Below are 11,356 nucleotides of genomic sequence, written 5' to 3'. Positions count from 1 at the left end.
CACACCGAGCTGGCCGCGGGCCGGGAGGCGCTGCACAGACTCGACGAGCAGCTTGTCGCCGCCGATGCAGCGCGGGCCCAGCTGCACAGCGCCCATGAGCTGGCTCAGCGCACCCTGCGCGAGCAGGAGCTGCGGTGGCAGCAACTGCGCGAAGCCTGGAGTCTGCGCGAGGGGCAGCGCCAGGAGCGCTTGCAGCGCCTGGGCCAGCTGGGGGAAGAGCTGGCCCGGCTCGATAAAGAGCAGGCTGAGGAGGCGCAGCGGCTGGCGTCGGCCGGGGAGCGGCTTGAGCAGGATGAAGCGGCCCTTGGCGAGCTGCAGGAGCAGGGGGAGGTACTCGCCGAGGCGCTGCTGCTTGCCCAGGAGCTGGTAAGCGGGGCGGAGCGGGCGCTGGAAGAGGCGCGCCTTCGCCGGGAGCAGCAGCAGGCGGCCTGCCAGCGGTTGCAACTGGAGCAGCAGAACCAGCGCCAGCTCATCACGCTGCGCGAGCAGGAGCTGGCCCGTCTCGGCCTGGAGCTGGCGGAACTCAAGGAGCCAGGGGCCGCTCCGAGTCAGGATCTGTCGCCCCTGCTGGTCGAGCAGCGCAATCTTGAGGCGCAGCAACTGGCCTGTCACCAACGGCTCGCAGAGCTGGATCGTCAGCTGACCGAGCTGGAGCAGGCCAGAAGCACCGATCACAAGCAACTGGTGAAAATTCAGGAGAAGCTGGCGACCCTGCGGCTCGAGCGCGAGCGCAACCTGACGCGCCGGCAGGGACTGCACGAGCAGTTCGAAGAGCTGGGCGTGCGCCTGGTGGACCTCGATCAGGCTGTGCTGATTGCCGCTGATCGCGGCAAGCTGCGCCAGGAGATCCAGACGCTGGAGGCGCAGGTGGAGGCGCTTGGTGCCATCAACCTGGCGGCACTGGAGGAGTATGAGGAGGCGAAAACCCGCGCAAGCTACCTGGAAAATCAGTGCCAGGATCTGGAGCAGGCCCTCGACACCTTGAGCCAAGCCATTAAAAGAATTGATAAAGAAACACAAATACGCTTCCGCGACACTTTCGATAAGGTCAATGAAGATTTAAAATCCCTGTTCCCAAAAGTGTTCGGGGGGGGCAGTGCCTGGCTTGAGCTGACTTCGGATGATCTTTTGGAGGCCGGAGTGAGCATCATGGCAAGACCTCCGGGCAAGAAGAATGCTACCATTGCCCTGCTTTCCGGGGGGGAGAAGGCGCTAACCGCCCTTGCGCTGGTTTTTGCCATCTTCAGACTCAATCCAGCACCATTTTGTCTGCTGGATGAGGTGGATGCACCGCTCGATGAAGTGAACGTCGGTCGCTTCTGTTCTCTTGTCAAAGAGATGTCGAGCACAGTACAGTTCGTTTACATCAGTCATAATAAGGTCTCCATGGAGATGGCCGAGCAGCTGGTTGGCGTCACAATGCAAGAGCCCGGGGTTTCGCGCATAGTGTCGGTCGATATCGGTGAAGCCGTCGCTTTGGCTGAGCAAAACTAGAAAGAGAAGCAGCTAATGCAGGAATTGCGTTACATCTTGGTTGCCCTGGGCGGTATTGCCATCGCGGCATTGCTCATTCACGGGTTGTGGAGCAACAGAAAGAATCGTCAGGCACCGATCAAGGAGAAACCCCTGGGTCGGATGGAGTCCAAGTCCCGTGAGCGTGACAACGACGCCTTCGACAGCGATGGCATCGGTCAGGTGCGTGTGGTGAGCGGTGGCCGTCGTGCCGAGCCCAAACTGCGCAGCGACGAGGCCCGTCAGCCCGAACCCCGCCGTGTCGCCCCCGTTCCCGCCTTCGATGATGAAGATGACGACGCCGATCTGCCGCCTCCCGTGGTGCGCAAGCCTGCCGCTCGCCCTGTCCCCCCTCAGCCTGTGTATGAGGAAGAAGAGGACTATGACGAGCCGGTTGCCGCCCCTGTTGAAGAGGCCCCTGCCGCGCCGGTGCGCAAACCTGCACAGGTGATCCGCCGTACGCCGGTACACCGTTCCCGTCCGCAGCGCGAGCCCATGATGCAGCCGCTGGACGAAGAGCCGCTGGTGGAGCCGGCCTATGCCCAGGCGCCGACCTTCGGTGCACGCGAGCCGGCACCGGTTGCCCAGCAGGCTCCCCGCTACGCCCAGCCGGCTTATGAAGAGCCCGCTTACGATGACGAGCCAGCCTATGAAGAGCCGGTTCACGCAGCCGAGCCAGAACCCGCCCCGGCCCCGGTCGAGAAGATCTGGCAGGATGTCTATGTCATCAACCTGATGGCCCGTCCCGGCCACGATCTGCAAGGTGCGACCCTGCTCTCTTCCCTGCTGGCGTTGGGCTTCAAGTTTGGCGAGATGGACATCTTCCACCGTCACGAAGATCTGGGCGGCAAGGGTGAAGTGCTCTTCTCCATGATCAACATGGTCAAGCCGGGTACCTTCAACCCCTATCGCATGGAGCAGTTCAGCACCCCGGGTGTGTCCCTCTTCATGCAACTGCCCCTTCGCAGCAATGCCGCCTTCGCCTTCGAGCACATGTTGCAGGCCGCGGATCAGCTGGCGAGCGATCTCGATGCCATGCTGACCGACGCCTCGCGCAGTCCCCTCAGCGACGACGACATCGCCCGCTACCGTCACGAGCTGGCGGCCTACGAGGCCAGCCGCGACTGATGCGCCATGGGGCTTGAACAATGAAAAGTGCGGTACCCCGGTGCCGCATTTTTGTTTCTGCCCCAGACTGAATGTTCCGTCACACTTCGAGACTTTTTCATGAGCGATATCCTCTCCCGCCACCGTCAACTGTGTGAGCTGCTGACCGAGTACGGCCATCAGTACTATGTGCTGGACAACCCCACGGTGCCGGACGCCGAATACGATCGCCTGATGCGCGAGCTGATCGCGCTGGAGGCCGAGCATCCCGAGCTGAAAACCCCGGCCTCGCCGAGCGTGCGGGTGGGGGGCCAGCCGCTGACCGCCTTCAAGCAGGTACGCCACGAGATCCCCATGTTGAGTCTGGACAACGTCTTCAGCAGCGAGGAGTTGCAGGCGTTCGAGCAACGCATGAGTGATCGCCTCAAGCGGGAGGTGACTTTCACCTTCTGTTGCGAACCCAAGCTCGACGGTCTGGCGGTGAGCCTGCTCTACGTGGATGGCCAGCTGGTACAGGCCGCCACTCGCGGGGACGGTACCACGGGGGAGGAGATCACCGAGAACGTGCGCACCATCAAGGCCATTCCCCTGACTCTGCGCGGCCAGGGGTGGCCGGCGCGGCTGGAGGTGCGTGGGGAGGTCTTCATGCCCAAGGCGGGGTTCGAGGCGATGAACCGCGATGCGCTGGCGGCGGGGGAGAAGGTGTTCGTCAACCCGCGCAACGCCGCTGCCGGCAGCCTGCGCCAGCTCGATTCACGCATCACCGCCAGCCGCCCCCTCAGCTTCTATGCCTACGGCGTGGGAGTCGGTGGCGACGAGCTGGGGGATTCCCACTTCGGTCGCCTCAATCAGCTCAAGGCCTGGGGTCTGCCGCTCAGCTCCGAGGTGAAGCTGAAAGAGGGTGCCGCCGGCTGCCAGGCGTTTCACGACGACATTCTGGCGCGTCGCGGGGATCTCCCCTACGAGATCGACGGCGTGGTCTACAAGGTGGACGACATCGCACTGCAAGGGGAGCTCGGCTTTGTGGCCCGCGCACCGCGCTGGGCCACCGCCCACAAGTTCCCGGCCGAAGAGGAGATGACGGCGCTTGAGAACGTCGAGTTCCAGGTGGGCCGCACCGGTGCCATCACCCCGGTGGCCAAGCTCAAGCCGGTGTTTGTCGGCGGCGTCACCGTTTCCAACGCTACCCTGCATAATGCGGACGAGATCGCGCGCCTTGGCGTGATGATCGGCGACACCGTGATCGTGCGCCGTGCCGGGGATGTGATCCCCCAGGTCGTGGCTGTGGTGGAGGCGCAGCGCCCGGCGGATGCCCGCGCGATCCTCTTCCCGACCGAGTGCCCGGTGTGCGGCTCGGCGGTGGAGCGGCTGGAAGGGGAGGCCGTGGCCCGCTGTTCCGGCGGTCTCTTCTGCGAGGCCCAGCGGGCGGCCGCCATCAAGCACTTCGCGGCGCGTCGCGCCATGGATGTGGATGGCCTTGGCGACAAGATAGTGGAGCAACTGGTGGACAAGGGGCTGGTGAAGACCCCGGCGGACCTGTTCAGCCTCAACGCCATCCAGCTGGCCGGGCTTGAGCGGATGGGGCAAAAATCGGCCCTCAACCTGGTGGCCGCCATCGATGCCGCCCGCAGCACCACCCTACCCCGCTTCCTGTTTGCCCTGGGGATCCGCGAAGTAGGAGAGGCGACCGCCTTGAACCTCGCCAACCACTTCCTCACCCTGGATGCCCTGCGCGCCGCCTCGGTGGAGCAGTTGCTGGAAGTGGCCGACGTGGGAGACATAGTGGCCAAGCACGTCTACTACTTCCTGCGCCAGCCCCACAACATCGAGGTGCTCGACGCCCTGCTGGCCGCCGGTATCCACTGGCCGGCCATCGAGAAGAAAGAGACAAGCGATCAGCCCTTTGCCGGCAAGACCTTCGTGCTGACCGGCACCCTCACCACCTTGTCCCGCAACGACGCCAAGGCGGCGCTGCAGGCCCTGGGGGCCAAGGTGGCGGGCTCGGTGTCTGCCAAGACCGACGTGCTGGTGGCGGGGGAGGCGGCAGGCTCCAAGCTCGCCAAGGCCCAGGAGCTGGGGATCACCATCTGGACCGAAGCCGAGTTGCAGGCGGCCATTCAGCCCTGAGGATGCACGTTTGAGCAGACAAACCCGGCCCACTGGCCGGGTTTGTCGTTGGTGGGCTCACTCGATGTAGCTCACCTTGTCCTGCCAGGCATCGGGAGCCGTCAGGTGCCAGCGTGCCAGTTCGCTCTTGCTGAACAGGTATTCCCCGCGGGATGCGGCGCGGGGGGAGAGGGCGCCGGGCGCCGTGCCCGAGAGGATGGCATTGGCCAGTTCGGCGGCTCTCTCTCCCTGACTGTGGCCGTCGAGCACCAGACCGCCGATGGCGGCTCCCCTGCCCACCGCAAAGGCCCAGAAACAGAACAGTGGCACCGGGCTGTTGGCGCTGGTCCATGCCAGCACCTGTTGCTCGCTCACATGCTGGCCCTGCGCGTCGGTGAGGGTGTGGTAGAGGCCGAGGAAGAGCGCCTGATAGCCATTTTCCCGGCTGGCGAGCACTGCCTCCTGCCAGCGTCCGTAGTCGGTGAACTGGCGGCTGCTGACCCGGGTCTGGCCGATCGTCAGCTCGCCTCGCCCCTTGAACTCGTGGGCGACGGCGGTGCGGGACACCTCGCTTTCGTCAAACAGCACCAGGGCACGCTCAAGCCCTCCCATCAACTGACTCATCTCGCTGATGCTGCGCTTGAGCAGGGGGCGCTCCAGTACGCCGGTGATCAGGGGGTGGCCGACCAGCCCCTTGGGGCGCGGATTCTCATTCATCCCGAGAAACACCACGGGCGTTCCCCGGGCGGCGATGGGTCGGGCGAGGGCGTTGATGGCGTTGTCATCCCCCAGGATCACCAGCGCCGGCTGGTGGGCCCGGTAAGCGGCCATTCCCTTGGCGAGCAGTTCGTCACGGGTCTGGCCGGGCTGGCGCTTGGTGTCCAGATAGAGATAGCCGAGGTGATGCGCCTGCTTGAGGTGCTGCTCGAGGCCGGCACTGTAGCTCTGATCCCACTGGTTGCTCTGGTGATAGCTGCTGATCACCAGGATATCGGCGGCCAGCAGCGGGAGGGAGAGGAGGGAGAGCAGGAGCAAGACCTTGGTCACGTGTGTTTTCCGCAAGGGACAGACTGTTCCCCAGTATGTGCTCTCCCGCTCTCTGGCGCCTCGGTCAATTGTTGTCGGAAGGCGTGCCCCTCTCTTTTTATCCCTTGCCGGGCGGGAGCCCGCATCCCGTCTGGGGTGAGCAAAAAGAGCGCCTTTTGGCGCTGGTCGTGAACTGCCCCACTCCGTCCAAAACCTGTTCTGGATCAAGAAACAGGGTACCGCTTTGGTGCCTAATAGACCCCACATATAGGGGTAAGCATAAAAAAAACACCCATATATAGTGTTATAAAGCTGTGCATAAGTGGTCGCCCTCTCAGTGTCAGCCCAGGTGTTTCAAGCCTTGGCTGACCTTGTTTGCGCCGGGGACGGGCGTGGAGAAGGGGACTCAACGAGGGTGAGCCGAGGGTGGCCACCAGGTCTTTCAATACGGGGAAAATCGATGAAACCGGTAGTGATCAAACGCGATGGATGTCGTGCACCATTCAATGGCCAACTGATCCGCGATGCGGTCAGCCGGGCGGCGGCCGCGGTCAATCAGGCCAGTCCGGCGCTGGCAGAGCGCATTGCCGCCGCTGTCAGCCAGGAGCTGGAGGGGCGAGGGGAGGTAGACATCCACGAGATCCAGAACCGGGTCGAGAACCACCTGATGGCCTCCGACGACAAGGCCATCGCCCGTGCCTACATCGAATACCGTCACGACCGGGATCAGGCCCGCGAGGCCCGGGGTCGCCTGGCCCAGGAGATCCGCGGCCTGGTGGAGCAGACCAACGCGGCCCTGCTCAACGAGAACGCCAACAAGGACTCCAAGGTGATCCCGACCCAGCGTGACCTGCTGGCGGGCATCGTTGCCAAGCATTACGCCATCAGTCACATGCTGCCCCGTGACGTGGTGCAGGCCCACGAGAGCGGCGACCTGCACTTCCACGATCTCGACTACTCCCCCTTCTTCCCCATGTTCAACTGCATGCTGATCGATCTGCAGGGGATGCTGACCCACGGCTTCAAGATGGGCAACGCGGAGATAGACACCCCAAAATCCATCAGCACCGCCACCGCGGTGACCGCCCAGATCATCGCCCAGGTGGCGAGCCATATCTATGGCGGCACCACCATCAACCGCATCGACGAGGTGCTGGCACCCTATGTGACCATCAGCTGGCACAAGCACCGGGAGGTGGCCGAGGAGTGGGGGATCAGGGACGTGGATGCCTATGCCATGGCCCGCACCGAGAAGGAGTGCCACGACGCCTTCCAGTCGCTGGAGTACGAGGTCAATACCCTGCACACCGCCAACGGTCAGACGCCGTTCGTCACCTTCGGCTTTGGCCTGGGGGACAGCTGGGAATCGCGCCTCATCCAGCGCGCCATCCTAGGCAACCGCATCGCCGGCCTTGGCAAGAACAGGAAAACCGCCGTCTTCCCGAAACTGGTGTTCGCCATCAAGGATGGCCTGAACCACAAGCAGGGGGATCCCAACTACGACATCAAGCAGCTGGCGCTGGAGTGCGCCTCCAAGCGGATGTACCCGGACATCCTCAACCACGACCAGGTGGTCAAGGTGACCGGCTCCTTCAAGACCCCCATGGGGTGCCGCTCCTTCCTCGGTGCCTACGAGGAGAATGGCGAGCTGGTCCACGAGGGGCGCAACAACTTGGGGGTCGTGAGCCTCAACCTGCCGCGCATTGCCCTGAAATCCCGCGATGAAGCGGACTTCTGGGACAAGCTGGACGCCGCCCTGCGGGTGGCCAAGACAGCGCTCATGTACCGCATCAAGCGCCTGGATGGGGTCAAGGCCCGGGTCGCCCCCATCCTCTACATGGAGGGGGCCTGCGGGGTGCGCCTCAAGGCCGATGACAACATCAGCGAGATCTTCAAACATGGCCGCGCCTCCATTTCGCTGGGTTACATCGGGGTACACGAGACCATCAACGCCCTCTATGGCACCGACGTCCACCTGTTCGACAGCGAGACCCTGCGCCAGAAGGCCATCGCCATCATCGCGCGGCTCAAGGCGGCCACCGACGAGTGGAAGGAGGAGACCGGCTACGGCTTCAGCCTCTACTCCACCCCGAGCGAGAACCTCTGCACCCGTTTCTGCCGCATCGATGCCAAGGAGTTTGGCGTGGTGGCCGGGGTGACCGACAAGGGCTACTACACCAACAGCTTCCACCTGGACGTGGAGAAGCAGGTGAACCCCTACGACAAGCTGGACTTCGAGGCGCCCTATCCGCCCATCGCCAACGGCGGCTTCATCTGTTACGGCGAGTACCCCAACATCCAGCACAACCTGGAGGCGCTGGAGAATGTCTGGGACTACAGCTATGACAAGGTGCCCTACTACGGCACCAACACCCCCATCGACGAGTGCTACGACTGCGGCTTCACCGGCGAGTTCGAGTGCACCTCCAAGGGCTTCACCTGCCCGCGCTGCGGCAACCACGACCCGGCCAAGGTGTCGGTGACCCGCCGGGTGTGCGGCTACCTCGGCAGCCCGGATGCGCGCCCCTTCAACGCGGGCAAGCAGGAAGAGGTGAAGCGCCGCGTCAAGCATATGTAAGCGAGCAGACCCCACCCCAGCCCTCCCCTTGGCAGGGGAGGGGGCAAAGAAGCTCCTCCCCCTTTCGAAGGGGGAGGTTGGGAGGGGGTTGGCCGTTAACCCGGAGAACTCGAATGCACTACCACCAGTACTACCCGGTCGATGTGATCAACGGCCCAGGCACCCGCGCCACCCTGTTCGTGTCGGGTTGCGAGCACCAGTGTCCCGGCTGCTACAACCAGAGCACCTGGCGGCTCGATGGGGGCAAGCCGTTCGATGAGGCGATGAGCGATCGCATCATTCACGATCTCAACGACAGCCGCATCAAGCGGCGCGGACTGTCGCTCTCCGGCGGCGATCCGCTCCACCCCGCCAACGTGCCGCATGTGCTGGCGCTGGTGAAGCGGGTGCGAACCGAGTGCCCCGGCAAGGACATCTGGTGCTGGACCGGCTATCTGCTGGCCGATCTCAGCCCGGCCCAGCGGGAACTGGTGGCCTTGCTGGACGTGCTGGTGGATGGCAGGTTCGAGAAGGCCCTGGCGGATCCCGGTCTGCTCTGGCGTGGCAGCCGCAATCAGATGGTTCACGACCTCAACGCCTGGCGGAAAGGAGGAGAGCGGATCCCCTGTCTGGTTTGCAGTTGAGGCCTTGGGTGTTTATGGTTAGGCCAACCCCAAGCGCTGTTTACACGAGGAATCCCGATGAACAATCTGCTCAAGATCCTGCTGGCCATCTTTCTCCCCCCGGTCTGCGCCTTTATCCAGGTAGGCTTCAGCCTCCATTTCCTCATCAACATAGTGCTGACCCTGCTGGGCGGTCTGCCCGGCATGGTTCATGCCCTCTGGCTGGTGGTAAGCGACAAGCGCGCCTGAGCCGTGAGAGATCACAAGGCCAGCCCTCCGGGGTTGGCTTTTTTTTTTTGCCTGCCAGATGGGGGCTTCCCGGATGAGCCCCTTTGCCTGACACTGGCGCGTCGCTCATGGAGTCGAGCGATACAACGAAGAGGGAATGTCGAGTGCGAGTGAAAGGGTTGTTGCTGTGGGCCGCCCTGGCCCTGCTCGGGGGCTGTGCCAGCCCCACCGCCAAGCTGAATCAGCCTCCGGTGGATGTCACTTGGGAAACGCTGCCCGAATACTGGGTGCTGGTGGGGGATGCCATCAGTTTTAACCCGGTCGGGGGGCTGCCGGCGAAGAGGCCGGTCAAGGGGTATGTGACCCTTCGCTACCTCATCGATTCCAATGGCACGTTGTTCAGCCCAGAGGTACTGGAGTCCCAGCCGCCCGGCGTGCTGGATCTCATCGCCATCTCGGGGCTGGCGCAGCTGCGCTACCGGCCATCGGAGCAGAATCAGCAAGCCATTCCGGCTCGGGTTGTGGCCCGATTCGAAGTGGAAGTGAAATGACAAACACCCCGGCCAGGCCGGGGTGTTTCGTGTGGGCTCTGTGTCATGACGGCGCGGATCACTGCTCCTTGCAGTCGTTGTAGCGGCTCTGCCACTCCCCGGCGTCATCGCGCATCTCGACGAACCCCTCCTTGCCCTTGTTCCACCAGACCACCTCGTGATCGTCGGTATAGCGGGCGCCGGAGGCGGAAACCGCCTGAGGCAGGGTGTAATCCTTGCCATCGGGGAGGGAGAGCTTGACGAAGTTCAGGCTCTCGTCCGAGAGGGAGAAGTAGCGAACCTGCACTTTCTGGTTCTGTTCACACAGATAGGTGACGGGATCGCCGCCGGTCACTCCCAGCTTGCCGCTGCCCAGATCGCAGCCGCCGAGCAGAGTGATGGCGCCCGCCCCCAGTAGAAAGAGCTTGGCGTGTTTCATGTTTGATCCTCACAACGGTGTCATATGGCCTTGAGCCTAACAGGATGAGGCACAACTGCAACCTCGTGGCGGGAGCCCTGCGTCGGGATGCGTCCGTCTCCCTCTGGTCCGTGGGGCAGGCAAAAAAACGCCCCGGCAGGCAAGCGGGGCGAAAGGGAGCCGTCCAATGGCTGCAGAAAAGGGTCAGTGGCCTAACCGTGTCGCCTCGAAGCGATTGAGCAGCCGGTGGATGAGGTAGCAGGCGAGCAGGGTGACCACGATGGCAAAGAGGATGCTGCTCACCCGATAGAGGGCGCTGAACACCAGGTCGTTGCCCGGGGTCAGGTACTGGCCGAACAGGATGCCGAGGGTGGTGAGGGCACCGAAGCCGACTCCGGAGCCGCTCGCCTCCTTCACATGGGCATAGCTGAACAGCATGGCACCGAGCCAGAGCACCGGGGTCACCAGCAGCAGCAAGCCGGACCAGTCATAGAGCACCAGTTGCCCCAGGATGCCGAAACTCACCCCCAGCAGGGTGCCCATGGCCCGCTTGCGGGCATAGTCCAGGGCGCCGTTCCAGTGCATGGGGAAGAGCAGCAGCAGGGTGGTGGCCTGGGCGGACATGGAGTCGCGCAGATCGAAGATCTGGAACACCAGGAACGAGAGGGTCGCGATGGACGCCCCCAGCAGGGCTTCGTGGCGCATCCGGTGCGGCGCCTTGGGGGAGGGGGCCGGCCTGGGGCGCTCCTCCACGTCCGGAATGAGGGCCGTCATCAGATAGGCGATGAGCACCGACAGGACGCTGGCCCAGAGGTTGCTGAAGATGAGGTCGTTCAGATCAATCCCGGGGTAGCTGGCAAAGTGCAGCATGATGCTGAGGCTGAGCACCCCGTTGGCACCGAACAGGAACAGGCTGCCCCGGGACATGGCGGCGAAACGGTAGAGGAAGAGCAAAAAGACCAGGGGGGTCATGAGCCCCGGGTGGCCGCCGAACAGGCCGCCGAGCAGCCCCACTTCCAGACCGCACATGGCGGCGGAGGCGATGAGCTGGCGGGCGGCGTGACCGTTCATCACCGGCACCAGGCCGAGCAGCAGCACCGGGGTGACGGTGAAGAAGACCCCGTTGCTCCAGCCGAAGATCTTGCACAGCACAAACCCCAGGGTGCAGCCAAAGGCGATGCGCAGACACTGGCGCAGTTCGTTGGGGGTGAGGGGTCTGTGCCACAGGTTCATGGTCGTCATCTCAATA

At 63.7% G+C, this 11,356-nt stretch carries 9 protein-coding genes and 1 pseudogene; 7 read left to right on the top strand and 3 right to left on the bottom strand.

The window, feature by feature from the left end; genetic code table 11:
• The 3 genes and pseudogenes from AACR77_RS15685 to ligA form a co-directional block, all read left to right on the top strand.
• Positions 1-1,494, top strand: a pseudogene (locus AACR77_RS15685) (chromosome segregation protein SMC); the annotation flags it as partial.
• 15 nt (positions 1,495-1,509) lie between these two features.
• Positions 1,510-2,640 (top strand): cell division protein ZipA, encoded by a 1,131-nt coding sequence (gene zipA / locus AACR77_RS15680; protein ID WP_039039273.1) that lies wholly within the window; start codon positions 1,510-1,512, stop codon positions 2,638-2,640.
• A 99-nt stretch (positions 2,641-2,739) separates the two neighbouring features.
• Positions 2,740-4,746 carry an NAD-dependent DNA ligase LigA gene (gene ligA / locus AACR77_RS15675; protein ID WP_042882686.1) on the top strand — a complete coding sequence of 669 codons (2,007 nt, stop codon included), beginning with the start codon at positions 2,740-2,742 and terminating at the stop codon, positions 4,744-4,746.
• 57 nt (positions 4,747-4,803) lie between these two features.
• Here the strand turns inward: ligA and AACR77_RS15670 are convergent, their stop codons facing one another.
• The gene (locus tag AACR77_RS15670; protein ID WP_052224818.1) at positions 4,804-5,772 is read right to left on the bottom strand and encodes an ABC transporter substrate-binding protein; all 969 of its coding nucleotides are present in this window, start codon (positions 5,770-5,772) and stop codon (positions 4,804-4,806) included.
• A 439-nt stretch (positions 5,773-6,211) separates the two neighbouring features.
• On the opposite strand from AACR77_RS15670, the gene nrdD reads away from it, so the two are divergent.
• From nrdD to AACR77_RS15650, 4 genes are all read left to right on the top strand, one after another.
• Positions 6,212-8,329, top strand: coding sequence for an anaerobic ribonucleoside-triphosphate reductase (gene nrdD / locus AACR77_RS15665; RefSeq protein ID WP_042882683.1), 2,118 nt, complete (start codon positions 6,212-6,214; stop codon positions 8,327-8,329).
• Between the two features lie 113 nt (positions 8,330-8,442).
• Positions 8,443-8,952 carry an anaerobic ribonucleoside-triphosphate reductase-activating protein gene (gene nrdG, locus AACR77_RS15660; protein WP_042882681.1) on the top strand — a complete coding sequence of 170 codons (510 nt, stop codon included), beginning with the start codon at positions 8,443-8,445 and terminating at the stop codon, positions 8,950-8,952.
• A gap of 57 nt (positions 8,953-9,009) precedes the next feature.
• Positions 9,010-9,180 carry a YqaE/Pmp3 family membrane protein gene (locus tag AACR77_RS15655; protein ID WP_010673454.1) on the top strand — a complete coding sequence of 57 codons (171 nt, stop codon included), beginning with the start codon at positions 9,010-9,012 and terminating at the stop codon, positions 9,178-9,180.
• Between the two features lie 149 nt (positions 9,181-9,329).
• Entirely contained in the window at positions 9,330-9,710 is a 381-nt protein-coding gene (locus tag AACR77_RS15650) for an energy transducer TonB (protein WP_223931061.1), read from the top strand.
• 58 nt (positions 9,711-9,768) lie between these two features.
• Here AACR77_RS15650 and AACR77_RS15645 read toward each other — a convergent pair whose 3' ends face one another.
• Both AACR77_RS15645 and AACR77_RS15640 read right to left on the bottom strand, forming a co-directional pair.
• The gene (locus AACR77_RS15645) at positions 9,769-10,128 is read right to left on the bottom strand and encodes an MliC family protein (protein ID WP_010673456.1); all 360 of its coding nucleotides are present in this window, start codon (positions 10,126-10,128) and stop codon (positions 9,769-9,771) included.
• Positions 10,129-10,311: 183 nt separating this feature from the next.
• Positions 10,312-11,340, bottom strand: a complete 1,029-nt coding sequence (locus AACR77_RS15640) for a DUF2955 domain-containing protein (RefSeq protein WP_042882690.1) — start codon at positions 11,338-11,340, stop codon at positions 10,312-10,314.
• Between the last annotated feature and the right edge of the window lie 16 nt (positions 11,341-11,356).

Source organism: Aeromonas sp. ZOR0002 (assembly GCF_963866995.1).
Lineage (GTDB): Bacteria > Pseudomonadota > Gammaproteobacteria > Enterobacterales > Aeromonadaceae > Aeromonas > Aeromonas caviae.
This window is presented reverse-complemented; position numbering and strand designations above follow the sequence as displayed.